Source organism: Nonomuraea aridisoli (assembly GCF_003236395.1).
Lineage (GTDB): Bacteria > Actinomycetota > Actinomycetes > Streptosporangiales > Streptosporangiaceae > Nonomuraea > Nonomuraea aridisoli.
This window is the reverse complement of the sequence record NZ_POUD01000125.1, coordinates 1-24,288: the sequence shown is the minus strand read 5'-3', so window position 1 is coordinate 24,288 and position 24,288 is coordinate 1. Positions and strand designations below refer to the sequence as shown.

General features: G+C 70.9%; 24 protein-coding genes. 9 read left to right on the top strand and 15 right to left on the bottom strand.

The window, feature by feature from the left end:
* Positions 1 to 94: 94 nt before the first annotated feature.
* The gene (locus C1J01_RS26715; RefSeq protein ID WP_181448980.1) at positions 95 to 751 is read right to left on the bottom strand and encodes an RNA polymerase sigma factor; all 657 of its coding nucleotides are present in this window, start codon (positions 749 to 751) and stop codon (positions 95 to 97) included.
* Between the two features lie 129 nt (positions 752 to 880).
* Between C1J01_RS26715 and C1J01_RS26710 the strand changes: the two genes are divergently transcribed.
* Positions 881 to 1,594, top strand: a complete 714-nt coding sequence (locus tag C1J01_RS26710; RefSeq protein ID WP_111181723.1) for an acetoacetate decarboxylase family protein — start codon at positions 881 to 883, stop codon at positions 1,592 to 1,594.
* On the opposite strand, the gene C1J01_RS26705 is transcribed toward C1J01_RS26710, so the two are convergent.
* The 6 genes from C1J01_RS26705 to C1J01_RS53190 form a co-directional block, all read right to left on the bottom strand.
* The gene (locus C1J01_RS26705; protein ID WP_111181722.1) at positions 1,591 to 2,475 is read right to left on the bottom strand and encodes a glycosyltransferase family 2 protein; all 885 of its coding nucleotides are present in this window, start codon (positions 2,473 to 2,475) and stop codon (positions 1,591 to 1,593) included. The genes C1J01_RS26710 and C1J01_RS26705 overlap by 4 nt on opposite strands.
* Before the next feature lie 181 nt (positions 2,476 to 2,656).
* The gene (locus C1J01_RS26700; protein ID WP_111181721.1) at positions 2,657 to 3,424 is read right to left on the bottom strand and encodes a CDP-alcohol phosphatidyltransferase family protein; all 768 of its coding nucleotides are present in this window, start codon (positions 3,422 to 3,424) and stop codon (positions 2,657 to 2,659) included.
* Positions 3,402 to 4,442 carry an iron-containing alcohol dehydrogenase family protein gene (locus tag C1J01_RS26695; RefSeq protein ID WP_181448981.1) on the bottom strand — a complete coding sequence of 347 codons (1,041 nt, stop codon included), beginning with the start codon at positions 4,440 to 4,442 and terminating at the stop codon, positions 3,402 to 3,404. Before C1J01_RS26695 ends, C1J01_RS26700 begins: the two co-directional genes overlap by 23 nt.
* A 27-nt stretch (positions 4,443 to 4,469) precedes the next feature.
* Positions 4,470 to 5,204: a phosphocholine cytidylyltransferase family protein gene (locus C1J01_RS26690; RefSeq protein ID WP_111181719.1), complete on the bottom strand. Its 735-nt coding sequence runs from the start codon at positions 5,202 to 5,204 to the stop codon at positions 4,470 to 4,472.
* Positions 5,205 to 5,279: 75 nt separating this feature from the next.
* Positions 5,280 to 5,888, bottom strand: a complete 609-nt coding sequence (locus C1J01_RS53195) for a DUF5941 domain-containing protein (protein WP_268958750.1) — start codon at positions 5,886 to 5,888, stop codon at positions 5,280 to 5,282.
* A gap of 11 nt (positions 5,889 to 5,899) precedes the next feature.
* Positions 5,900 to 7,318 carry a CDP-alcohol phosphatidyltransferase family protein gene (locus tag C1J01_RS53190; protein WP_111181717.1) on the bottom strand — a complete coding sequence of 473 codons (1,419 nt, stop codon included), beginning with the start codon at positions 7,316 to 7,318 and terminating at the stop codon, positions 5,900 to 5,902.
* A 111-nt stretch (positions 7,319 to 7,429) separates the two neighbouring features.
* Here C1J01_RS53190 and C1J01_RS26675 point away from each other — a divergent pair, with 111 nt between their 5' ends.
* On the top strand, positions 7,430 to 8,716 hold the full coding sequence (locus C1J01_RS26675; RefSeq protein ID WP_111181716.1) for an IspD/TarI family cytidylyltransferase: 1,287 nt from the start codon (positions 7,430 to 7,432) through the stop codon (positions 8,714 to 8,716).
* A gap of 26 nt (positions 8,717 to 8,742) precedes the next feature.
* The gene (locus tag C1J01_RS26670) at positions 8,743 to 10,479 is read left to right on the top strand and encodes a CDP-glycerol glycerophosphotransferase family protein (RefSeq protein ID WP_235854690.1); all 1,737 of its coding nucleotides are present in this window, start codon (positions 8,743 to 8,745) and stop codon (positions 10,477 to 10,479) included.
* Here C1J01_RS26670 and C1J01_RS26665 read toward each other — a convergent pair.
* Positions 10,476 to 11,492, bottom strand: a complete 1,017-nt coding sequence (locus C1J01_RS26665) for a glycosyltransferase family 2 protein (RefSeq protein WP_111181714.1) — start codon at positions 11,490 to 11,492, stop codon at positions 10,476 to 10,478. The genes C1J01_RS26670 and C1J01_RS26665 overlap by 4 nt on opposite strands.
* Positions 11,493 to 11,573: 81 nt before the next feature.
* On the opposite strand from C1J01_RS26665, the gene C1J01_RS26660 reads away from it, so the two are divergent.
* From C1J01_RS26660 to C1J01_RS26640, 5 genes are all read left to right on the top strand, one after another.
* Positions 11,574 to 13,016 carry an LCP family protein gene (locus tag C1J01_RS26660; protein ID WP_111181713.1) on the top strand — a complete coding sequence of 481 codons (1,443 nt, stop codon included), beginning with the start codon at positions 11,574 to 11,576 and terminating at the stop codon, positions 13,014 to 13,016.
* A gap of 34 nt (positions 13,017 to 13,050) precedes the next feature.
* The gene (locus C1J01_RS26655) at positions 13,051 to 13,398 is read left to right on the top strand and encodes an STAS domain-containing protein (protein ID WP_111181712.1); all 348 of its coding nucleotides are present in this window, start codon (positions 13,051 to 13,053) and stop codon (positions 13,396 to 13,398) included.
* A gap of 208 nt (positions 13,399 to 13,606) precedes the next feature.
* Positions 13,607 to 13,804, top strand: a complete 198-nt coding sequence (locus C1J01_RS26650; protein WP_111181711.1) for a hypothetical protein — start codon at positions 13,607 to 13,609, stop codon at positions 13,802 to 13,804.
* Between the two features lie 11 nt (positions 13,805 to 13,815).
* Positions 13,816 to 14,631 carry an LLM class flavin-dependent oxidoreductase gene (locus tag C1J01_RS26645; RefSeq protein ID WP_111181710.1) on the top strand — a complete coding sequence of 272 codons (816 nt, stop codon included), beginning with the start codon at positions 13,816 to 13,818 and terminating at the stop codon, positions 14,629 to 14,631.
* Positions 14,632 to 14,750: 119 nt separating this feature from the next.
* Positions 14,751 to 15,479 (top strand): DUF4097 family beta strand repeat-containing protein, encoded by a 729-nt coding sequence (locus C1J01_RS26640; RefSeq protein WP_146615731.1) that lies wholly within the window; start codon positions 14,751 to 14,753, stop codon positions 15,477 to 15,479.
* A 176-nt stretch (positions 15,480 to 15,655) separates the two neighbouring features.
* On the opposite strand, the gene C1J01_RS26635 is transcribed toward C1J01_RS26640, so the two are convergent.
* The 3 genes from C1J01_RS26635 to C1J01_RS49245 form a co-directional block, all read right to left on the bottom strand.
* Positions 15,656 to 16,492 (bottom strand): hypothetical protein, encoded by an 837-nt coding sequence (locus C1J01_RS26635; RefSeq protein WP_111181708.1) that lies wholly within the window; start codon positions 16,490 to 16,492, stop codon positions 15,656 to 15,658.
* Between the two features lie 76 nt (positions 16,493 to 16,568).
* Positions 16,569 to 17,705 (bottom strand): hypothetical protein, encoded by a 1,137-nt coding sequence (locus C1J01_RS26630; RefSeq protein ID WP_111181707.1) that lies wholly within the window; start codon positions 17,703 to 17,705, stop codon positions 16,569 to 16,571.
* Between the two features lie 250 nt (positions 17,706 to 17,955).
* Complete coding sequence (locus tag C1J01_RS49245; protein WP_146615730.1) at positions 17,956 to 18,273, bottom strand: hypothetical protein; 318 nt, start codon at positions 18,271 to 18,273, stop codon at positions 17,956 to 17,958.
* 62 nt (positions 18,274 to 18,335) lie between these two features.
* Between C1J01_RS49245 and C1J01_RS26625 the strand changes: the two genes are divergently transcribed.
* The gene (locus tag C1J01_RS26625) at positions 18,336 to 20,267 is read left to right on the top strand and encodes a hypothetical protein (protein WP_111181706.1); all 1,932 of its coding nucleotides are present in this window, start codon (positions 18,336 to 18,338) and stop codon (positions 20,265 to 20,267) included.
* Positions 20,268 to 20,279: 12 nt separating this feature from the next.
* On the opposite strand, the gene C1J01_RS26620 is transcribed toward C1J01_RS26625, so the two are convergent.
* The 4 genes from C1J01_RS26620 to C1J01_RS26605 form a co-directional block, all read right to left on the bottom strand.
* Positions 20,280 to 20,798 (bottom strand): hypothetical protein, encoded by a 519-nt coding sequence (locus C1J01_RS26620; protein ID WP_146615729.1) that lies wholly within the window; start codon positions 20,796 to 20,798, stop codon positions 20,280 to 20,282.
* 93 nt (positions 20,799 to 20,891) lie between these two features.
* Complete coding sequence (locus tag C1J01_RS26615; protein WP_111181704.1) at positions 20,892 to 21,305, bottom strand: VOC family protein; 414 nt, start codon at positions 21,303 to 21,305, stop codon at positions 20,892 to 20,894.
* Between the two features lie 33 nt (positions 21,306 to 21,338).
* Positions 21,339 to 23,447, bottom strand: a complete 2,109-nt coding sequence (locus C1J01_RS26610) for a hypothetical protein (protein WP_111181703.1) — start codon at positions 23,445 to 23,447, stop codon at positions 21,339 to 21,341.
* A 261-nt stretch (positions 23,448 to 23,708) separates the two neighbouring features.
* The coding region (locus tag C1J01_RS26605; protein WP_146615728.1) for a WD40 repeat domain-containing protein at positions 23,709 to 24,288 on the bottom strand (580 nt) is incomplete at its 5' end.

Sequence of the window (24,288 nt, the reverse complement as noted above, 5' to 3'; positions counted from 1 at the left end):
TCACCCTCACGGCCTTGTAGTGATCAGCAGCGACTCGACACCGCACATGATCACTCAAGGCCGTCTCGCTGTCCGCGAAACGATCAAACGTGGCTCAGCACAACGATCCGGAGGATAAAGAACAAGCCTCTAGGGGCGGTCGAGGTCGAAGGCGACGTCGGCGAGCCGGACGGTGCGCACGCGCGGGTCCTCGAGGATCCGGCGCAGCTTCTCGATCGCGACGAGATCGGCCACGTACGCGTAGGCGAGGCCGTCGCGCGCGGCCGTGCGCAGGCGATCGAGGGACAGGTCGAACCGGCGCAGGTTCGCGTCGTCGTGGTCGCGCAGCAGCCCGGCCCACTCCCGGAAGTTGCCCAGCTCGACGCCGCACCCTTCCTTCCCCTCGGCGAGCTCCCCGCGGTCCCACGTGCCCGTGCCCCACGTGATGGGCAGCGCGCGAGAAGCCCTCGAAGTAGACGAGCACCAGCAGCCGGCGATGCCGCTCCGGCAGCCGCTCCAGCGCGTCGCGCACGTCGAGGGAGGCCACGTGCAGCGGCGGCACCCCGAGCTCCTCGGGAACGGGCAGGGCGAGCTCCCGGCGCGCGCGGCGGACGTGGTCGATGAGGACGTTACGCGCGATCGTGAGCAGCCACGCGGCCGGGTTCTCCCCGCGCCAGCCCAGCAGCGCCCTGGTCGCCTTGACGAACGTCTCCTGGGCCAGGTCCTCGGCGAGATGGGGGTCACGGGTCCTGCGCAGAAGGAACCCGGACACGAGCGGCCAGTGCTCGCGATACAGCTCCTCGATGATGGCGCCCCCCGTGTTCTTCCAATGGTCACATCACACCTAGACGGCACCCGGGGGGAGATGGTCACAGCCCGGACCGGTTGATGTACTGGTGCCATGGCATCGCATCTCATCCAAGGCAGGACGGTGGGCATGCCCGTGCGGGTGCGGGACGCCGAGGTCTGCGGCACCTTCTATCCGGTACGCGCCGACGCCGCCCGCGCGGTGATCGCGTACTCGGGGCTCGACGTGGCCGAGGTGCTGCCGGGCAAGGCCGTCTGCGTGCTGCTCTTCGTCGACTACCGCGACGGCGACCTCGACGCCTACCACGAGTTCGGCATGGCCTTCCTGATCCGCCCGCCCGGCACCACCGGCTCCATGAGGCCGGCGGACCTGCGGCAGACGGGGTTGTTCGTGCACTGGCTGCCGGTGGACCAGGCGTTCACCCTGGAGGCCGGCCGGACGTTGTGGGGGTTTCCGAAAGAGCTGGCCGACATCGAGCTGCGGCTCGACTCACCGTACAAACGGTGTGTGCTGCGCAAGGACGGCCGGTTGGTGCTCGACATGCTGGTCAAGCCGGGCGTGCCGGTGCCGGGCGGAGCGCTCGGGGCGCCGTTCGACGCCTACACCCACCGCGAGGGGGTCACGAGGCGCGTGCCGTGGTCCGTACGCGTGCGCGGCGCCCGCCTGCGGGCCGGCGGCGCGCTGATTCGCCTCGGCAACCACCCCATCGCCAAGGAGCTGAGCGAGCTCGGGCTGCCCCGGCGGGCGATGTTCACCACGACCGTCTCGCACGCCCAGCTGACCTTCGGAGAGGCGCGCGAGACCTAGACGATCGGCGGGCGGCCCAGCTTGACCATGCGCCAGGCGGTGCGCCAGACCATGGGACGGCGCTCGCCGGCCGGCGAGCGCAGCCCCTCGAAGAAGCCGGCGAACCAGGCCTTGAGCGCCCCGCTGGTGCCGCGCTCGCGGATGAGCGTGAGCACGATCCAGTTGGTCAGATAGAGGACGGCCAGCGGCCACGGCAGGTTGCGCCGGGCCAGCCACACGCGGTTGCGGGCGTTGAGCCGGTAGAAGTCGGCGTGCCGGGTCGGCGGCACCTGCGGGTGGTACATCACCGTCTCGGCGTCGTACTCGATGCGGTAGCCCTCGCCCAGCAGCCGCCAGGCCAGGTCGGTCTCCTCGTGGGCGTAGAAGAACTTCTCCGGCAGACCGCCCACCTGGAGGAACGCCGAGCGCCTGATCGCCGAGGCGCCGCCGAGGAACGTGGTGACCGGCGAGGAGCGCTGCGGGTCGCCCGCCCGCAGCCGCGGGACGTGGCGGCGCTGGCCGGTGCCGCCCTCGGGGTCCATCACGCGGAAGGAGAGCACCGCGAGGTCGGGCTCGGTGGCGAAGCGGTCGCGCACGTGGGCGACGACCTTCTGGCTGGCATACCAGCCGTCGTCGTCGAGGAACAGCACGACGTCGCCCGAGCACTCCTCGACACCCCGGTTGCGGCCGGCGGGGATGCCGGTGTTCTGCTCCAGCCTGATCGACTTCACGACCGCGGCCGAGCCCTCGGGTGGCGTCGCCGACACCTCGGGCACGTCGGCTCCGTTACCAACGATCACCACCTCGACGTCGCCGTCGACCTGGTTGAGCGCGGACTCGACCGCCCGGTTCAGCTCCGCGACCCGGTTGCCCATGGTGAGGATGACGCACGAGATCTTCAACGAATCATCGTCCTGACGCGTTGAGGACACGAGCGGAGCATTCTTTCATGATCACCGAGTCTGCTGGTCTGCATGGTCTGGATGGTGAAGCTAAGCGTATCGGAACCGGCAGTGAACCCCCACCGAACGGCGAACGTCCGATCAATACGACGGACGAGGGCCGTCTGCGGTTCCGCCATGATCAGGCCAGCCGCCGCGAAGCCAGGATGCTGACCAGATGCAGCACCGTCTGCACCCCGGCGGCGATCACGCACGCGACCACCAGCACGCGGGTCGCCGCAAGGTCGCCCCGCACCGCGTCGATCACCGCCGTGACCAGCGCGAGCAGCGACAACTCGATGGGCTGCACGATGCGATGGAACCTCGTCGCCGCCACGACCCGCCGGGCCAGGCCGAGCAGCCCGGAGCGGAACTGCGCCACGGACGCCTCACTCGCGGCCGACAGCCCGCCCTTGGCCCGCGCGACGTCGACCAGGTCGGTCTCGGCCTTGATGAGGATGGCGCCCAGCGCGGCCGCGAAGCCGAGCACGGTATACCAATCCGGCAGAACGGCGGACGCCCGCCAGCCGAGCCCGGCCAGCAGCGCCGCCTCGGTGAAGTAGGCGCCGACGCGGTCGAGATAGACCCCGGTCAGCGAGGTCTTGCCCGTCCAGCGCGCCAGCTCGCCGTCGGAGCAGTCGAGCAGCAGGTAGACCTGCACGAGCAGGGCGGCCAGCACGACCGCCCACAACCCCGGCAGCGCCACGACGACGCCCGCGGCGACGCCCGCGACCGTCATGACCCAGGTCAGCTGGTTGGGCGTGACCGGCGTCTTGGTCATCAGCCAGGTGACGTAGATGGACAGGCGCCGCATGTAGAGGACGCCCGCCCAGTGCTCGCCGTTCCTGCGCTCGAGGTGGCCCGCCGGCTGGGCCACCTGCCGCAGCTCAGCTACCGAAGGCCCGGACATAGTCCTCCACCCGATCGCGGATCTCGGAGTCCTGCATGCGCAGGTGCTCCAGAATCGTGTAACGGCCGGGACGGGTGGCCGGGGCCAGGGCGACGACCTCGGCGAACTGCTCGCCGGTCAGCCCGATGTCGGCGGGGACCACGGGCAGCCGGTGCTGCCGCAGGCAGTCGACGACCTGCTTGACCCGGGCCTCGTCCTCCCTGAGGAAGAAGCAGAAGGCGGCACCGATGCCGGCGAGCTCGCCGTGGTTGGAGGTGCCGGGGAAGAGCTGATCCACGGCATGAAGGATCTCATGATCTCCGCCGCTCGCGGGCCGCGAGGAGCCGGCCACGACCATCGACATGCCCGACAGGATCAGGGACTCGGCCAGCACGGTGAGGAACGCGTCGGACTCGATGGAGTCGGTGCGCCCGATGAGCGCCTCGGCGGCGGTGCGGGACATCGAGCAGGCCAGCCCGTCGATGGGCTCGCCGCGCTCGACGTTGCCGAGCTGCCAGTCCTCGATGGCCGACAGGTTGCTCACCACGTCGCCGACCCCGGCCCGCACCAGCGACTCGGGCGCGTTGTGCACGAAGTCGAGGTCGACCAGGATGGCCAGCGGCATCGGCACCCCGAACGTGCCTTTGCCGCCCTCGTACACCAGGGAGGCGGTGGGCGAGCAGATGCCGTCGTGGGAGAGGTTGGTGGCCACCGCGACCATGGGGATGCCGGCGAGCGAGGCGGCGTATTTCGTCGCGTCGATGGTCTTGCCACCGCCGACGCCGACCACGACCTCGTAGGCGCCCTTGCGCAGGTCGGCGCCGAGCGAGACGGCCGCGTCGACCGACCCGTCGGCCACCCGGAACACCTCCGCCTCGTCCAGCGTGGGGGCGATGAGGCTCTCGATGTGGTCGCCCTGGCCGGGCCCGACGGCCACGGCCACCCGGCCGGAGGTCGCCACGCGGCTGTCGGTGAGCAGGGCGCCGAGCTGAGCGACCGCGCCCCTCCTGACGTCCATCGTGAGGGGGGCCGGCAACATCCTGGCTAGAAGCGGCATGCGCGCCCCTCAGTACCGGACGGCGATCGTGCGGGCCTTGGCCAGGTCGTCGTGGTTGTCCACCTCGACCCAGTCGACCTCGCCGATGGGGGCGGCGTGGATGACCTCCCCGCGCTCGACCATCTCCTGGTAGCCGTCCTCGTAGTAGAGCTGGGGGTCGCGTTCGTAGGTGGCCTTGAGGGCGTCGGCCAGGCGCTCGGCCGCGCCGGGGCGGATGAGCGTGGCGCCGATGTACTCGCCGTAGGCGTCGGCCGGGTCCATCAGCTTGGTGATGCGCCGCAGCGAGCCCTCCGGCGACAGCGTCACCTTCATCTCCTCGTCGGCCAGCTTCTTGACGTCGTCGACCGCGAGCAGGATGTCGCTCGTCTCGGGGGCCGACAGCAGCGTCTTCTCGACCGAGACCGGGTGCACGGTGTCGCCGTTGACCAGCAGCGCGCCCTCGGCGAAGTAGTCGCGGGCGCACCACAGGGAGTAGGCGTTGTTCCACTCCTCGGCCTTGTCGTTGTGCACGAGGGTGAGCTTGACGCCGTGCCGCTTCTCCAGGGCGTCCTTGCGCTCGTGTACGGCCTGCGCCGCGTACCCGACGACCACCACGACCTCGCGCAGGTCCACCTCGGCCAGGTTGCGCAGCGAGATGTCCATGATCGTGGTCTCACCGTCGACCGGCACGAGCGCCTTGGGCAGCGTGTCGGTGTACGGCCGCAGGCGTCGTCCGGCCCCAGCGGCCAGCACCATTCCCAGCAACGTGCACTCCTCAGTCGAGCATCTCTGTAGGCCCAAAGAGTATTCGCCTTTGGCACTTCTGCGGGTAATCCGCCGTTAGTCTTGCGTTCCCGCATCGGCGGTCTCGGTGCCGATCCGGGGCGCGGCGAGCCAGCACGTCAGGCTCTCCCAGCCGAACAACGCCCACAGGTAGAGCGCGAGCAGCACATAGCCGCCGGTCAGCCAGCCGGCCAGGGCGAACAACGAGACGACCATCATCCTGCCGTCCCAGCCGAGCCCCGCGGTGGCCAGCCACTGCGGCGGGTAGACGCGCTGGCGAAGCCGGTAGACGAGGTCGTAGTGGCGGAAGGCCAGCGCGCCGAGCAGCAGGAAGATCAGCACGGGGGGCACGCCCTTGGCGAAGCCGCAGGCCGCGATGAAGGCGTACTCGATGAGCCGCAGGATCGGCGGCACGAGCCAGTCGAGCCTGCCGTCGTGGGCGTGCGAGCTGCCGGGCCCGGCCAGCAGCAGCGTCACGGTGGGGGCGAACACCGCCAGGCCGTCGGCGGCGGCCACGCCGATGACCAGCAGCACGCCCGTGACGAACGTGCCGGCGATCACCGGCGGCAGCGGCGGGAGCTGCCCGGCCACGAGCAGGCCCATGGCGCGTGAGAGCGGCCCGTCGTCGCGGTAGGCCACCACCGTGCTGGTGGGGACGGGCGTCATCTGGACCGATATCACCGTGCCGACCTCGCGATCCGTCCGGAGAGCTGGTAGAGGGCCGCCACGCCGCCCCAGCCGAGCAGGGCGAGGAACGTGACCCGCGCGTTCCAGCCCGCCGCGGTGATGGCGATCAGCGCCATGCGCTCGCCTATGGGCAGCACGATGATCTTCTTCAGCCAGCGCGCGACCGTGTCGCGTTCGAGCCGCTGGGCGAGCCCGAGCACGCCCGGCGCGGACGCGCGGGCGTCCCGCGTCTCCAGCAGCGAACGCGCGGGCCTGCCCCAGGCGGCCCCGACCCGGACGGCGTCGGCGGCGGCCCCCGCGTAGGTGTAGTCGAGGGCGTGCCGGACGACCTGGAGGACCATCGCCGCCACGGCGAGGTACCAGATCCCCGAGCCGCCGAAGCCCGCGGCCAGGCCGACGTAGACGGCGTACTCCTTGAGCCGGTCGCCCATGCCGTCGGCCCACGCGCCGAGCGGCGAGAAGGTGCGGGTGTAGCGGGCGAGCTGGCCGTCGAGGCAGTCGAGCGCGAACGACAGGTAGAGCAGCACCGCCCCGGTCAGCCGCCCGCCCTGGGTGCCGGCGGAGAACCAGACGGCCGCCAGCAGGGCGAGGGCGACCGAGATTCCGGTGACGGCGTTCGGCGTGACCTTGAGCCGGACGAGGGGTTTGATCAGGTGGCGGGTCCAGGAGGAGACGAAGAAGGTGGCGAAGAAGCCGTCGTCCTCCTTGACCGACGCGTCCAGCTTGACCTGGGCCTCGTCGACCTCGGCCAGCCGGATGACGGCGGCGTCGGCGGCGTTCTGGCCGGTCACGCGGTCGGCGTGCAGCCGCCCGATGCCTGCGGCGCGCACGGGCACGCCCGATCTGACCAGCCCGACCAGCAGCAGGTCGACCGCCTCGACGGGGGTGACGGGCCCGAGCTTGCCCGCGTCGGCCAGCTCGGCCAGCTGCTCGGCGACGTCGGCGAGCGAGGCGAGGTCGGCCTCGCCGGCCTGGAGCACGCCCCTGAACGTGCCGTTCGCCTCGGGCACCAGGTGGAACGAGCTGCCCGCGGCGACCACCTTGCCGCCCTCGATGCGTACGGGCGGCCGCATGGGCGCGGCGGCGGCGTCGTGGGAGACCAGCGCGCAGGTGTCGCGGGCGGGGTGTTCGAGCACGGTCGCGAGCGCCTCGGTGTGCGCCACCAGGTCGGCGGGCAGCACGGCGAGCGCGCCGCCGGCCGCCCGGGCGAACTCGGCGACGCCGCGCAGGTCGGCCCCGAGTCCGCCACCCGGGCTCACCACCTGGACGTCACGGACGGGCAGCGCGGCGAGCTGGTCGCCGAGCCGGTCGAGCAGGGTGCCGTCGCCGCTGAGGAGCCTGCAGGCGGGAGTCGTGGCGAGCAGCACGGCCGAGGTGGTCGTGCTCCCGTGGATCAGTGAGTCGGGCAAAGCGCAGGTCTCCTCCCGGTCGGGGTGGAGTGCGTGGACTTGGGGGTGCGTAGCCACAGCGTAGCGACCGGTCAACGCGATATCACGGACCAGCACCGTTACGCTGCCGGTATGGATTCACGGCTGCGGTCGGTAGGAGTGCTCCTCGCGGGCGGCGTGGGGCAGCGGGTCGGGCTGGCGACGCCCAAGCAGCTGGTCGAGGTGGCCGGGCGGTCGATCATCGAGCATTCGCTGGCCGTGTTCGAGGCGGCGCCCGAGATCGACGAGATCGTCGTGCTGATGACGCCCGGCTACGCCGACCGGGTGCGGGAGATCGTGGCCAGGGGCGGCTACCGCAAGGTCAGCAAGGTCGTCGACGGCGGCAGGAGCCGTACGGAGAGCACGTGGCGGGCGCTGCAGGCCCTCGGCGACGAGGAGTGCAACGTACTGCTGCACGACGCCGTACGCCCGCTCGTGGAGCCGCGGATCATCACCGAGTGCGTGCGGGCCCTGGCCGCCCATCCGGCGGTCAATGTGGCGATCCCGAGCTCCGACACGGTGCTGGTGGCCGAGCCGGTCGCCGACGGCGAGGTGATCGGCGAAGTGCTCGACCGTTCGCGGCTGCGGCGCAGCCAGACCCCGCAGTGCTTCCGGCTGTCGGTGATCCGCGAGGCGTACGAGCGGGCGATGGCCGACCCGGGGTTCTCCTCGCGGCCCGCGACCGACGACTGCGGCGTGGTGCTGCGTTACCTGCCGGAGGTGCCGATCCACCTGGTGCCGGGCAGCGAGCACAACATCAAGGTGACCCACCCGGCCGACCTGCACATCGCGGAGCTGCTGTTCGGGCTGCCCGCGCCCGTCCCGCGGGGCGACCGAGGCGCGCTCGCGGGCACGTCGCTCGTGGTGCTCGGCGGGTCCGAGACCGCGGCGGAGGTCGCCCGGCAGGCCGCGGGCCACGGCGCGGGCGTGCGCGCGCTGACGGCGGCCGACGGCGTACGGGTGGCGGACTACACGTCGGTGGCCAAGGCGCTCGACGACGGGGGCGGGGTCGACCACGTGATCGTGGCCGCCGGCGCGGGTCACACGGGCGGCCTGACGGGGGCGGGCGGCGAGCTCCTCGCCGACGTCGTGGGGGCCGCCCACCTGGGCGCGCTCAACGCGGCCCGCGCCGCCCGGCCCCATCTGCGTGGCAGCCTGCTGCTGCTGGTGCCGCCCGGTTCCGGCGCGGTGCACGAGTCGTGCGCCGCCGCGGTGGCCGCGCTGACCAGGGCGTTGGCCCGCGAATGGGCCGCAGACGGCATCCGGGTCAACTGCGTCAATACCGGCTCCTCTCCGCTCCACGCCGCTCAGACCTCACTTGACATCCTCATCTCCGACCTTTCGGGGCAAGTGATAGACGGTGGCGTGGACGCCACTTGACCTGCGGCTCGTTACCGTGTGATCACATGAGGAGACTCATCGTGATCGCGGCCTTGCTCGCCTGCTATCCCGTGCTGCTGGTCGCGGCGCTCTGGCCCGCCCCCGTGGCGTTCGGGGCGGTCGCCGCGATCTCGTACGCCGTCGAGTACATCGCCCCACGCGCCGGCCGCCCGCTGCCCGAGCTGCTCGCCAAGGTGCACCTCGGCACGACGCTGCGCTTCGCGGTCCGTGAGACCCTGGCGCTGCTGCTGGTGGCCAGGACGGCGGGGCCCGACTCGCCGTGGTTCGTGGCGCTGGCGGCGGGCGTGCTCGCGATCCACGCGGTGCGCGCCGCGCACACCGGCCTGGCCATGCGGCTGCGGCAGATGCTCAGCCGGATGCCGGTGACCACCCGCAACCTCGACGTCTCCGCCCTGCGCATCCCCAGGATGCCGCCGTGGCCGCTGCGCAGCTCGGCCAGCCTGCCGTTCCTCTACCTCGACGCCCTGCCGGTGCTCGGCGCCGTCTTCGGGGCCGAGCCGGCCACGTTCGGCGCGGGTCTCGCGATCCTGACCGGCGCGGCGGGCGCGCTGGCGATGATCCCGTACGTGCGCCGGGCCGTCCCGCTGACCGACAAGGCGCGCGTGATGGAGGTCATCGGCGAGCAGGTCGAGAGGTACCGTCCCGAGGTCGTCCTGTACTTCTCGGGCGCCACCCAGGCGGCCTACCAGGCCCGGATGTGGCTGCCCACGCTGGAGCGGATCGACCGGCGGGCCATCGTCATCCTGCGCGAGCGCGGCATGGCCGCCCACCTGGAGGACACCACGCTGCCGATGCTCTGCATCCCCTCCTCGGCCGACCTGATGAGCTTCCGCGCGCTGTCCCGCGCCAAGCTCTGCTTCTACGTCGCCAACGTCGGCAGGAACGTCCACATGTTGCGCATCCCGACCCTGCGCAGCGTGTTCCTCAACCACGGCGACAGCGACAAGGAGGCGTCGTTCAACCCGTTCTCGCGGGTGTACGACGAGGTGTGGGTGGCCGGCCCCGCGGGCCGCGACCGTTACCGGCGGGCCAAGGTCGGCGTGCGCGACGAGAACATCCACGAGGTCGGCCGGCCGCAGCTGGAGGGCATCTCGACGGAGGGGCCGGGGCTGCCGTACCGGACCGTCCTGTACGCCCCCACGTGGGAGGGCTGGAACGACGACCTGTTCCACACCTCGCTGATCACCATGGGCCCGCGCATCGTGCGGGCGCTGCTCGACCATCGGCCGGCCGTACGCGTGATCTACAAGCCGCACCCGCTGACCGGCCACCGCGACAAGAGCGCGCTGCGGGCGCACCGGAAGATCGTCTCGATGATCGAGGCGGCCGAGCTGGCCAAGTCGAAGGCCCGTCACCCCTCCCGCGCCGAGGGCGACACGCCGCGCATCAGGCATCTGATCGTCACGGGCGACGAGCCCACGCTGTACGACTGCTTCAACGAGAGCGACCTGCTGATCAGCGACATCTCCAGCGTCGTCACCGACTTCCTGGCCAGCGAGAAGCCGTACGCGGTGACGAACGTGGCGGGCCTGCCCGAGCGCGCCTTCCACGAGCGCTACCCCAGCACCGAGGCGGGGGCGCTGATCGGCCCCGACCTGTCGGGGCTCGCCGCCTTCATCGACGGCGAGGACACCCTGGCCAGGGCCCGCGTCAAGCTGCGCAACCACCTGCTCGGGCCGGAGTACCCCGATGCGATGACCCGCTTCAACGCGGCGATCGAGCGGGTCTTCGCGGGGTCCTAACGGGACGGGCGGGCGAGTTTGCGCGGGCTGGTGAGGAAGCCCCAGCCCCAGGAGCAGTGCATGGTCGCGTACACGAGGGGCAGCCGCAGCCGCGCCGACGCGGGCAGCCCGCGGCCGGTCAGCACCGAGCCGGCCACGATCGCGGCGAGGTAGCCGCCCGGGATGATCAGGCCGAGCGGGAAGAACGGCGAGACGACCAGCCCGAGCAGCATCGCCAGCACGGCGGCGGGCGGCGCGAGGTAGCGCAGGCTGATCGTGCCCTCGTGGGTGCGCGCGACCACCCGGCGCCAGCGGCCGTAGTGGAAGTACTGCTTGGCCAGCGCCTTGACGTTGGGCCGCGGGCGGTAGGTGACGCGCATGCGCGGCTGGAACCACACCAGGCCGCCCGTCTGGCGGATGCGGTGGTTCATCTCCCAGTCCTGGGCGCGCTGGAAGTGCTCGTCGTAGCCGCCCACCCGGTCGAGCGCCGAGCGGCGGAAGACACCGAGGTAGACGGTGTCGGCCGGACCGGCGGTGCCGCCCACGTGGAACGCCGCCGCGCCCACGCCGATCTTGGACGTCATGGCGCAGGCGACGGCCTTCTCGAACGGCGTGACGCCCTCGGCCGCCATGATGCCGCCCACGTTGTCGGCGCCGGTCTCGGTCAGCGTCTCGACGGCGACCCGCAGGTAGTCGGGGGGCAGCATGGCGTGCCCGTCGACCCGGGCGATGATGCCGTTGCGGGAGGCGGCGATGGCCGCGTTGAGCGCGTTGGGCGTGCGCCCGGTTGGGTTGGGCACGACGACCACCCGCCGGTCGGCCGCCGCGATGGCGTCGGCGACCTCCTGGGTGCGGTCTCGGGACGGACCCACGGCGAGGACGACCTCGATCTCGCCGGGGTAGTTCTGGGCGAGGACCTGATCGACGGCCTCGCGGAGGTGCCGCTCCTCGTTGAGGACCGGCATGACGACGGAAATAGGGGGCCAGCCGCGCGTCTGCGCGGGCGCGTGCGGCGAGTCGGGGAACTGCTTCATGGCGGGGCTCACGCTACTGTACGGGCAGGGGAGGAGGGCAATCGAAAGCCTGATCCTCCGGGCTGACATGAGGGGGACTGCATGCGCGACCCGGACGGGGAGGACGACGGTGTGCTCGTGGGCGGCGACGCCTACGGCGGCGTCAAGGTCGCACCCGTCCGCGCCCGCAGGCCGCGCAGAAGCGCCCGGGCGCGCCGCCGCAACATCCTGGCGGCCGGGTTCCTGTCGGCGGCGATCCTGGTGGCCACCGGCGTGGTGTGGGCGACCCCGCGCCAGATCGGCACGGTCGACGCCGGCGTGACGGCCGTCTCGCGCGGCGCCGAGAACATCCTGCTGGTCGGCGTCGACAAGCGCGACGACCTCACCCGCGAGCAGCAGAACCGCCTCAAGCTGGGCCGCGAGTCCGGCCAGCGCACCGACACCATGATGGTCATCCACCTGTCGGAGGACCACAAGAAGGTGACCGTGGTGAGCCTGCCGCGCGACACCTGGACGACGATCCCCGGCAAGGGCGAGCACAAGATCAACTCGGCGTACCAGTTCGGCGGGCCCAGGCTGGCCAAGGAGGCCGTCGAGGCGGCCACCGGGCTGGAGATCAACCGCTACATCGAGGTCAACATCCTCGGTTTCATCGACGTGGTCGACTCGCTCGGCGGGGTCACGGTGTGCACGCCCGTGCCGATCAACGACACGAAGATCGCGCTCAACCTGGCGGCCGGCACCCACCAGCTCGACGGCGTGCAGGCGCTCTACTACGCCCGCACCCGCGCCACCGCCCGTTCCGACCTCGACCGCATCGACCGGCAGCAGCAGGTGATCTCGGCGCTGCTCAACCGGGCGCTGAGCGCCGACACGCTGGCCAACCCGGCCAAGCTGGCCTCGTTCGTCAACTCCACGCTCGGCACGGTCAAGGTCGATCCCGACGACGGCCTGATCGGGCTGGCCACGCAGCTGCGCGACGTCTCGCTGGACGACGTGACGTTCGCCGACGTGCCGCTGGCCGACGTCGACTTCCGCACCCCGACCGGCGAGTCGGCGGTGTTGTGGGACAAGCAGGCGGCCCGCGACATGTTCGCCAAGATCGACGCCGACCAGGACCCGGCGCGGCCCACGCCGACCACCGTGGCCTCGCCGTCGGCGTCCGCCAAGCCCTCACCGCCCGCGCCGGGCGAGATCTCGCTCAAGGTCAAGAACGGCACCCTCATCACGGGCCTGGCCGCGCGCGCGAAGACGGCGCTGGTCGCGTACGGGTTCAAGGTGCCGGGGCAGCCCGGAAACACTAATCGCAAGGATTACCTCAAAACGGTCATCCGTTACGGCGCAGGCTTGGAACAATCGGCGAAAGTCGTGGCCGAGGCCATTCCGGGCGCCGAGCTCCGCGAAGTGGACATCGAGGGGATCGAGCTCATTCTCGGCTCCGACCAGCTGAAAGTACGCCAGCAAAAGGCCAATTCCCCACCAACCGCCAAGCCGAGCGTTACACCAACGACTAAAACGGCAATGCAGAACATATGTAAGAAATGAGCATAACTTTCGGCGGGTCGGGCAGGTGATTCCCATGGTGGTCAGGTGTTGGCGGGAGGAACCCTGTACGGTGATCCACGTCGTGGGCGACCTCGACGTGGCGGGCGCCCCCCGGTTGCGGGCCGAGCTCGAACAGGTGCTGACCGCCGCCGACCCGCTCAAGGTGGTGCTCGACCTGAGCGAGGTGCCGTTCTGCGACTCGGTCGGGCTCGGGGTGCTCGTCGCCACGCTCAACCAGGTCCAGCGCCAGCGCGGCCGGATGATCCTGGTGCTCGCGCCCGGCATGATCCGCCACCTGCTGACGATCACCAACCTCGACCGTCACTTCGAGACGAGCGACTCCCTCCGCGAGGCGCACGCGTCGCTGGCCGACGCGGCCTGACCGAGCACGGGGTGCGCGAAACCTGCGAGACCATGGTCAGGTCATCGCGGGCACACCTCCCCCCGACCCGCTGAAGTCGCGGGCACGTGGAGGGCTTCACTTTTTCGACCGGTTCCCCGAGCCGGCGCGCGCCGAGCTCCGGTCCGGACTCACCTCTGCGGCCGATCGCGCCGTCGCGCACGAGGCGCTCATCGGAGCCGGGTTCGCCATGGAGGTCGAGCGGCTCATGCGCGTCGAGCCGGCCAGGGTCGGCGCGGAGAGCGAGGCCCGCTGGATGCACGACGACCTCGTCGAACGTATTGTCGCGGGCACCGACGTCGGCAACGTGCCGACCGCCGCCGCGTTCCTGCGTGCCGAGTACGCGGAGACCGGGCGGCTGTTCCGCTACTGCTGGAGGGCCTTGTGAGGCTGGGAGTGATGTTCGACCGCGATCTGCCGCCCGAGCGGCTGGTGCCGTTCGCGCGGGCGCTAGACGAGACGGTCGTGGACGATCTGTGGGTGGTCGAGGACCTGGGCTGGACGGGCGGGATCTCGGCGGCGGCCACGGCGCTGGCCGTCACCTCGCGGCTGCGCGTCGGCATCGGGATCACGCCCGCGCCGCTGCGCAACCCCATGCTGCTGGCGATGGAGCTGGCCAACCTGGCCCGCCTCCACCCCGGCCGGCTGGCCGCCGGCATCGGGCACGGCGTTCCGGAGTGGATGCGGCAGGTGGGCGCGGCCGTCCCGTCGCCGCTGACCCTGCTGGAGGAGACGATCACGTCCATACGGGCGTTGTTGCGCGGTGAGACGGTCACCCTCGACGGTCGGACGGTGCGGCTCGACGGGGTGTCGCTCGTGCATCCGCCGGCGGTGCCCCCGCCCGTGCTGGCCGGGGTGAAGGGGCCGCGGTCGCTGGCGCTGTCGGGCCGCGTGGCGCAGGGCACGATCGTGCCCGAGGGCGTGGGGCCCGCGCAGTTGCCCGGCATCGTGGAGCGGATCGGCGCGGACGGCGAGCACGAGCTGGTGGTCTTCACCTACCTGCACACCGGCGGCGAGGTCGACAGGTCGCTGCTGGAGGGGCAGGCGGAGTTCCTGGGGGTCGCGCCGGAGGACGTGGCGATGGCCTGCGGCACCCCGCGGGAGGCGGCCGCGCAGGTGAAGGCGCTGTGGGCGGCCGGCGCGAGCACGGTCGCGCTCCGCCCGATCGGCCAGGAGCCGCTGGAACACGTGACGGCGCTGCTGTCAGCTCTGTAGGCGGCACCGCTTTCGCGGTCGGTGGGACGGGCCGGACCGGCTGAACGGTGGATCCCTCGGGGGCGGGGTCGGCCGGATGGACGATGGCCCGAAGGCCGCGTCCGGCGACGATCGTGACCATGAGGCAGATCGCAGCATTCGCGGCATGCGCGGCGCTCCTGGCGGCCACCACCACCGGGTGCGGCGTGGACCTGGACGCCGAAGAAGTCCACGCCACCCGGTCCTTCCCGTTCACGGGAGGCACCCTGACGATCAACTCCTCGCTGGGCGGGGTCCGCGTGCTCCAGGGCACCGGAGGCACCGTGCGCGTGGAACGCTGGCTACGCGGCAAGGCCGTCACCGACGATCCCGCCTGGTCGCTGCGCGACGGCACCCTGCGCCTCAGCGCCGCCTGCAGCTTGGTCCTCGGTGACTGCGGCGCCCGCTACCACGTCAGGGTGCCGCCCGGCGTGCGGCTGTCGGTGGACGCGAGGGACGGCGTCATCCTCAACGGCCTCACCCAGGACGTCGACGTGAACAGCCTCGACCGCATCCAGGTGACGGGCGCCTCGGGCCGGCTGCGGCTGCGCAGCGAGGGCCCGATCACCGGCGAGAACCTGACCTCCCGTTACGTGCGCGGCCGCACCTCGGACGGCGCCATCGACGTGGCGTTCGCCGGCCCGCCCACCACCCTCGACCTCCAGTCCCACGACGGCCGGGTGACGGCGCGGGTGCCCGCCGGCTCCTACGCGGTGACGGCCAGGAGCAAGGAGGGCAGCGAGCGCTCGGAGGTCGACCACGACCGCGACGTCCCCAGGAAGATCGTCGCCCGCAGCACGACGGGCGACGTCCGCATCCTGGAGAGGTGACTCATGGCAGCAGGAACTCCGTGACGAGCGGCAGGTGGTCGGAGACGTCGGTGCTCATCAGTCAGGCCGAGCGCACGTGGGAGCCCTTTGAGCGCCGAGCCGGGCCGCGCTCAAGGGGAACGCGAGCTTACCTGCGCACCGCGGGCAGCCCGCGCCGGCGCGACGAAACGCTGAACCTACTGCCAGATCGCGGCGTACGTGCCGTTCTCGGCGTTGACCTGCACCGGGGCGAGGCCCTTGGCCTTCAGGGCGTCGAAGCGCTTCTGGTAGCCGGAACCGCTCATGTCGACGTAGTGCGCCCACGACTTGACGCCGTCCTTACGCCACACGGCCGCGTACGTGCCGTCGGGCGCCACGGCGACCTTGACCGGCCGGAAGCCCTTCTCCTTCTTGGCGTAGAACTCGGCCTCGTGCTGCTGCCGCGACTTGCCGTACGTGTAGTACCAGGCGCCGCCGGTGTTGGCGCTCCACACGGCCGCGTACCGGATGTCGCCCGGGGTGCCGTACGCGTCCACGGAGGTGAGCGCGAGCCCCTGGTCGGCGGCCTTGTCGTTGGCGGCGGCGAAACCGGACGAGGTGAGGCCGAACTTCGAGACGAACTTGCCGCTCTTCTTCTCGAAGACGGCGGCGAACACCGGCAAGTCCGCGGGCCCGGTGGCCGACACGGAGACCGGCTGCAGGCCGTTCTTCAGCTCCGCGTCGAACCGCTTCTGGAACCCGCTCGCCGACATGCCCTGCCACATGCCCCACGCGGCGGACGAACCGTCCTTGACCCACACGGCCGCGTACCGCTGCCCGTCGGAGACGTTCACCGTGATCGGCCGGTAGCCCTGGTCTCTCAGCTGGTGGAAGCGCTTGACGCTGTCCGCCGCGCTGACACCGTGGTAGGCGACCCAGGCCGGCGCGGCATGCGCACCGGCCTGCGCACCGACCGGGGGCGCCGTCACCGCCATCGGGACGGCGGCCCCGGCCAGCACGGAGGCGACGGTCACGATCTTCCCGGTGGCCCTCATGACCCTCCTTTTACCGAAATTTGAGGATTGAGGGACGACCTTAACAAGATTTATGACCGACCGCTAAGCCTTCGGATCAGAGCTTCACGAACGGCGTCGGCGTCTGACCGGTCCACCGGTAGAGCTCGGCGACGCCGGTGTGCTTGGAGACGCCGTCCTCGGTCACCGTCCCGGCCTTGGCGACGTAGTAGCGGCCGTCGCCCAGCGAGACCAGGCCGTACTCGCCGGTGAACTCCCAGCCCCTGACCCCGGTGGCCGCGTCCTCGAGCCCGCCGGGAGCCAGGGTGAGCAGCTCGCCCCGCTCAGGCTCCGGCTGGCCAACGATCTCGCCCGTCCTGGGCTTCGTGCCGCTTTCGACCATGAAGAAGGAGTAGTTGGGGAACTGCGGCTTGACGCCCCGGTAGACGGCCATCATCCAGTTTCCGGTGTGCTCGTCGAACTCGAGGTTCTGCACGCCGTACGTGGTGTTGCCGGTGTAGGCGAAGTACTTGCCGTCCACGTGCTCGGGGCCGCTCTTGTGCGGGTCGCTCTCGGTCAGCGGCCGCTCGTACTTCTTCCACTGCTGCACGTCGTACTGCAGGAGGACCTGGTGGTCGTTGTCCTGCCGGTTCACGTTGGAGTAGATCCCGTACGCGACGGTCAGCTTCTGCTTGCCGTGCCTCTTGCCGAACTCGGGCCCGAACGCCACACCGTCGATGCCGCTGCAGCCGTACCGGTGGTCAGGGGTGTTGCCGACGTTGCCGTCGAACACGCCGTCCCCGTTCATGTCGGCGACGTAGTCGTCCACGACCTCCTTGAGGTAGACGGTGCTGACGACGTCGCTGGTCTGGGCGTCCATGTTCATGCTGGTGATGCGGTCGACGTCGAAGATCGCGATGTAGAACGACTCCTGCTCCTTGTACTCCAGCGAGCCGTACACGCGGCCGTCCTGGGTGTTGAAGTCCAGGTCGCCCAGGTGGCCGGTGAACCCCGTCACCGAGCCGACCGGTCTGCCGTTCAGGTCCGTCTTGACCAGGACGTTGGTGAAGGAGAAGTACATGTAGCCGTTGCGCCGGTCGATGGCCATGCCCTGCACGTGCCCCTCGGACCACGCGCCACCGTCGATCTGCGCGGGCAGGTCCCGGGGACGGTCGGCGGGGGTGGCGGAGACCGACGACCCGAACAGGCCGAGGGAGGCGGTGGCGGCGAGGGTGAGCGTCAGGATCTTTCGCATGAAGCATTGCCCTTCCATTACGGATCTACCAAAACCCGACGCTATCCCGATCACCAGCCCCTGTCTGACATAGCACTGAACTTGCCGTTAACTAGTGACGAACACCCTTCCGGACCGTTGCCGTAGCGGCAGCGCCCAGGACGAGACGCGCGACGTCGGAAAGCGACGCCGGGCGAGCGTCCGCCGCTCCGGACGCGCGGTATTTCCGGCAAGCCGCACAGGAACCGGCCCGGAATAGCGATTCCGCAATTCACTTGCCGCCATTGTTGGGCCGGTCTAACGTTCCATTCGGCATCCCCATGACCAAGCCCGGAGATCTTCCATGGTTGAGCCGATGGTGCCCAATCCGCAGTATGCGCGGTTGAAGGAGCTGCTCGACCGGACGGGCGAGGCGGTCCGGCAGATCCGGCAGGCCTACCTTCCCGCCGTCCATGCCATGCACGACGGCAAAGTGTGGACCGGCCCGACGGCCCGCACATAGACCGCCGACCTGGATCGGCGGCAACGCCGGCTGCTGCAGCTGGCCCAGCGTTCCATTACCGCCGTCGAGCAGGAGCTTCAGCGCCACCCGCGTGAGGTGACCGCGGCCGAGGCCGACCAGATCCGCCGTCGGCTCGCCGGACGCCTCTGATGACGAACCGGGCCGGCGAGTTCTGCGGCATCGACCCCGCCGCGATGGAGGCCATGTCCAGCACGCTGCGGGACGGCGCCGACAGACTGGCCGCTTTCCATCAGGAATTCGATCAGCGATTCCGGGCGCACGACATCGACACCGCGCCATTGCGCGAAATATTGGAAATCTCCCAGTGGGGAAAAAGCCAGATCTCGATGCTGGCGTATCGCCTCGAGACGATCCGGCAACTGAGCGAGGGCGCGAACGTTCCGTTCCTCACTCTCCCCGATCAGCTGGACGCCTTCGACGACGCCCGCGGTCTGGCCTCCATGTACGGCGAGGGGATCCTCACCAACTTCACCGGTGAGGTCAGAGCCCGGCTCATTCACGAGCACGCCGACAAGGTCGCCGCGCTCGCCGACAATCCGCACGCGGCCGCTGCGTTCTTCGCCACGCTGCCGCCGGAGGTCCGCGACGCCTTGCCCACGCTCATCGCCGCGTCCGGCAGCAAGACGGCCAAGGAGGATCTCGCCGCTTTCAGCGAGGCGCTGGGCGCGGCCCTGCGCGCGCCCAGCGGCGTTCCGGCCTTCCAGCAGGTCAAGAACGACCTGATGCGGCCTGCCCCTCGCGACGTCGCCTGGAACCGTCTCGTTCTCCTCGCGGGAGCCGACGCGCCGTCCGACGTCCGCAGTCAGGCCGCACGGGCGCTGGCTCTCGACGGCTTCGTCCGCGATTCGAGCCAGGATTTCCGGGCGGCCTCGATGTCTACGGCCATCGCCTTCGGCCGTTCGCCGGACCTGGTGGCGGTGGCGATGGACGTGCTCGACGGCGACGGCTCCGCGGCGCGCCACGCCTTCGACCACATGGGCGACGCTCAGTCCACGGCCACGCGTCAGGAGAAGATGAAGCTCTTCGTCACGTACGCCGCGAACTTCGGCACGGGCGACGACGTCGCCCAGTCCTTCGGCCGAGCGCTGGCCTCCGGCACCGAGGCCACGACAGAGCAGCCGGGCGGCCATTCCGCTGAGGCGGCCGCGTTCGCGTACGACGCCATCGTCGCGGTCGGCGGATACGGCGAGAAGGCGCCTCTGGCGGCACAGGCCTCCATGGCGCTGATCGCCAAGTCCTACACACACGAACTCGTCTCGGGCACGCGGCTCGACAAGGCCATCTATCGTGAGTCGAGCATGACTCGCCCGTCGACGTGGTCCGACATCCCCGGATTGCGGCCGGCTTTCCATCTGAGCCCCGGGGACACGTACCGCTTCCTGCGGACCTTCGCCGGCAACGAACGGCTCACCGATGACTTCGACGCCGCCATGGCAGGCTTCTTCCACGACACCATGGTCGACGCGGCCCGGCTCGACGCGCGGCACGGCACCCAGCATTTCGAGGACGCCGCACAGGTCTTCGGCGACTTCGGCGGCATCGAGTTCAAGGCGGCTTCGGAGGTCCGGGGTCAACTGGACGCGACGGACGCGCTCATCCGTACGTACATGAAGAACACCGCGGGCCTGGTCGTGGACAAGCTTCCCATCGCCGAAGCAGCGGAACTCGCGCAACGGGCAGCCTGGGACATCACCAAGGCATACGGCGTCAGCACCGTGCTCGACGGCTGGGCCGACAGCTTCGAGACCCGGGTCGAGGAACTCAACGGCGAACGCGCCGACCTGTCCCGACGCCAGAGATACGAGATGGCCCGGCTCCTGCACGAAGCCGGCTTCCCCTCGATGCCGGTCCCCGAAGAACTCCTCGACGCGACCGGCAGGATCATGACGTACGACGCGATCGTCCAGCAGGCGGGCGGCAGCGCCGCGACTCTTCGTGACAAACTCACCATCTACGAGCGCTGGATGGATCAGAGCAGCGCCCTCGACCAGAAGGCCGAGATGTCTTCCCGCCTCACCACCAGCGAGCAGGCCCGCAATGTGATCGAAGACTGGGACTGACGCGTCACGCGCTCACCGTGGCAGGCAGGACGTCTCCGCACGCAGCCGCCACGTCGGCGATTCCGGATGCACTTCCACGATCATGGTCAGACCGATCTCTTCTTTCGTGGCCCTGATGACCCGGCCCGTGGAGCTGTCCACCTGCTGGGGGTCGGATTGCACGTCGTACCCGAAACCGAGGTCCGGCTGAGCCAGCGTGGTCTCCATGACGCGCTGGGCCCGGTCCAGACGGCTGTCGACGCTCCCGGACGAAGGCCCCGCATCGGCCGTCGCCACCAGGACCCTCTTGAACCGGCCTTCGCCGCACGAAATGTCTTTGTCCGGCCGTTCGAGAATGCGCAGTTGTGAAGCCGGCTTCGAAAGCAACCGATCGGATTCCAGTGTGCGGGCGTCTTTCTGGAGTTCGGCCACCGCCTGCTCCAAAGTGGGGCCGGAGGAGCATGACATCACGGCCAGTATGAATGCCGCGGCGAGCACATGTCGGGCGCGCATGCCGTCCCTCCCCTGGCGGATCTCGACGATGGCGTCCACCGAATCCTCACCCAACAGCGGTTCCGCAACCACCCGTTCACCACTTTGGGTGTGGGAGAGACAAACGCGCCCTGGAAGGCCTCCTGCCATGACTCAGGGGTCCTTCGTGGCCACGAGTTCGACCTCGAAGCCGTCCTCGTTCTCCAGGTAGGCGGCGTAGTGCTGGGCGCCGCCCGCGTACGGGTGGCGGTCGGGGAAGAGCAGCGTCCAGCCGTGCGCGGGAGCCTCCTTGACCAGGGTGTCCACCTCTTCGCGGGTGCCCGCGTGGAACGCCAGGTGGTTCAGGCCCGGGCGGAGGCGATCGTGGTGGTCGGCGGTGCGGGCGGGCGACTGCTCCAGCACGATGTACGTCTCCCCCAGCCGCCAGCTACGTCCGTCGCTCCAGTCCTGGTAGAGCGTGTGACCGAGCGCCTCCAGCAACCACCGCCAACTCCCGACGGCCCGCCCCAGGTCGGGGACCCAGATCTCGACATGGTGCAAACCGCCGCGGACCCTCTCGTCTGCCATGGCGCGACCCTACGCCCGCATCGGCGGCGGCCGTCACGTCAGTTGGGGCAGGAGCGCGCGAAGCCGGTGACGATCCTCCTCGTCTTCGCGCACTTGGCGGCCGTACGTGCCCACGCCTCCTATCGCGGCGTCGCCGTACGCCAGTTCCCTCAGCTCCGGCAGGAGCGGGGCGGCGTCAGGGCCGAGCTCCCGCAGCGCCTCGGCCAGCCACTTCCCGGCTCCCATCCGCGGGAGCCACCGCCGTACGGCGTCGACGAGCGGCGCGGCCTCGCCGGTCACCCGCCGGATCGCCAGCGCCGCGTCGGCATGGTCGTGACGGTCGTCGAGCAACTCCCGCAGCCGTGGGACGAGGTCGGCGGCGGGCGGCCCGATCAGGCCGGCGAGTTCAGCCGCCTTCGCCACATATCTGCCGCTGTCCAGCGCGGCCGCGACGGCGATGAGCGGCGTACGGGTGTCGCCGGCCTCCAGCAGCATCCGACCGGCATCGATCCTGTCCCGGACCGCGGAGGCGTCGTCCCCACGGTCGGTCGTGGCGAGGTCGCGCAGGGCGGGAAGGAGGCCGTCCAGCGGCAGCCCGTGCCGCAGCGCCGTCCGTGCCACCAGGACGGGTTCGCCGGCGGCTTCCACAACGCGGGAGCTCAGCTGACCGGTGTCCCCGGTGATCGCGGCGAGGGCCTGCGCGCATTCGAGCCGATGCCGCCAGGACACCTCCGCGTCGTCGCGGACTCGGGTCAGCAGGGGCACGGCCGCCGACGCCGCCGGCCCGATGGCGGCGAGCGCCGAGGCGGTCCACCAGCCCTCGTACGGGACGAGACGGATCAGTTCGGGCACCGCGTCGGCCGCGTCCGGACCCCAATGGCGCAGCAGCCGGGTCAGGGCGCTCAGCTCGTTGCTCCACCGGTTCCTGACGAGCAGTTCGTCGTAGCCACCGCCGTGCTCCTGCCACTCGAGGGGCACCGTCGCGAGCCGTCGCCGTACCGCCGTGAGCAGCGCCGGCTCGGCGGCAACGTCGGTGTCGACGAGCAGCCCCACGAGGCCGGGGACGATCCCGCCCGAGGTCAGCGCGGCCATGAACGGCTCACGCCAGCGCGGGTCGCCGAGCGTGATCAGGATCTCCAGCGCAGCCGCGAACAGCCGTCCTTCCGACGAGTTCGCGTCCTCGACGGCCACGGGCGGCGGGTCGGCGACGTAGGCCGCCAGAGCGTCGGCCGCCGCCGGAGCCGCCGTCAGCACGTCACAGATGGCCCGGGCGGCGGTGACGCGTACGGCCAGGTCGGGGTGGTGGACACCGGCGGCGAGCAGCGGCGCGCACTCCGTGCGGGCGGAACGCGATCGCGTGCACCGGTCGTACGCCGCGTCGACCGCCTTCTCGGCGGCTTCCGGTGTTCCCCGCTCCAGCAGCGTGCGGCAGAGCTCGGAGAACGCGGCGCTGTCGGTGCGCGCGACGACGTCGCCGAACGGGTCGTCCGACCAGATCCAGTTCGTCAGCGGGGAGCCGTCCAGCCAGCAGTCGAGGACCACCTCCGGGGCGGTGTCCGGCCACGGCAGCCCGGCGTCGACGATCGCCCACAGCGCGCCGGCCCGCACGGCGGCCGGCTTGCCCGGCGCCAGCTCCTCGGCCAGCCGGCCGGCGCTGCCCGACGGGTCGAGTCGGCCGGCGGCGGCCAGCAGGCCCGCCACCACGCGCGGCGACCTCTCACGCCGCCGCCGCACGAGCAGCGCCGGCACCACCTCGGCCGCGCACTCACGCGGCAGATTGCCCAGCAGGTGGGTGGTGAGATGACGGAGCTCGGCCTCCGGGTCGTCCAGCAGCGGCAGCAGCCGGCCGACCTCACGGGCCAGGGCCGCGTCCACGTCCGCGAGCACCTCGGGGTCGGCGTCCCCGGTGGAGGCGATCGCCCCGAGCAGCCCCACGAAGGCCGCCCGCCTGGGTGTGCCGGGGTCGGCGACCAGCTCTGCCAGGAGGGGCACCGCGTGCGGCGTCGCCGGGTACAGCGTGCCCTGGTGGTAGATGCTGCTGAACAGGTGCTCAATGGCCTCCGCGGCCCGCTCCGGGTCCTCACCGACGGCGTCGCGCAGGGTCTGCGGCACGTCCTCCGCCGAGCCGTACGCGTGCTCCAGGGCAGCCCAGTCGAGGGTCATCTCGATCCTTTCCCACATGATCGGCTCGCCAGCCTAGCTCCTGGCCGAGCTACGCCTCGCGCACGCGGGGATCGGCGCCTGATCGGGCACGGTCAGCGTCGCGTCCTCCACCGCTGACGAGCGCCTGGCTTGCCAGGAGTGCGCCACCGCCGCTGGGTGGAGCGATCCGGCCGACCATTCGGCGGAAGCGTGAAGACACGGATACGGCCGGAGACGCTGGTCGCCTCTCCGGCCGTGTACGACGCGCCTTGGGGCTTGGGGCTACATGGCGCTCAGGTCCCAGACGCGCACCGTTCCGTCGTAGCTCGCAGTGACGGCGACGACCTTGCCGTTCAGCTCTTCCATCGCCACCGCGTCCACCGCGTCGCTGTGGCCGGTCAGCGGTTGGCCCACCTGCCTGCCCGTGGCCAGATCCCACACCCGCACCGTGTGGTCCTCACCGCTGGTGACGGCGACGGTCTTGCCGTTCAGCTCTCCCATCGCCACCGCGTACACCGCGCCGGTGTGGCCGACCAGCGGTTGGCCCACCTGCCTGCCCGTGACCAGATCCCACACCCGCACAGTCTTGTCGTGGCCGCCGGTGACGGCCACGGTCATGCCATTCAGCTCCCCCACCGCCACCACGTCCACCGAGTCGGTGTGACCGGTCAGCGGCTCGCCCCGCAGCCTGCCTGTGGCCAGATCCCACACCCGCACCGTGTTGTCGTCACCACCGCTGACGGCCACGGTCACCCCGTCCACCTCCCCCAGCGCCACCGCGTACACCATGCCGGTGTGGCCGACCAGTGGTTGGCCCACCTGCCTGCCCGTGACCAGATCCCACACCCGCACCGTGTTGTCG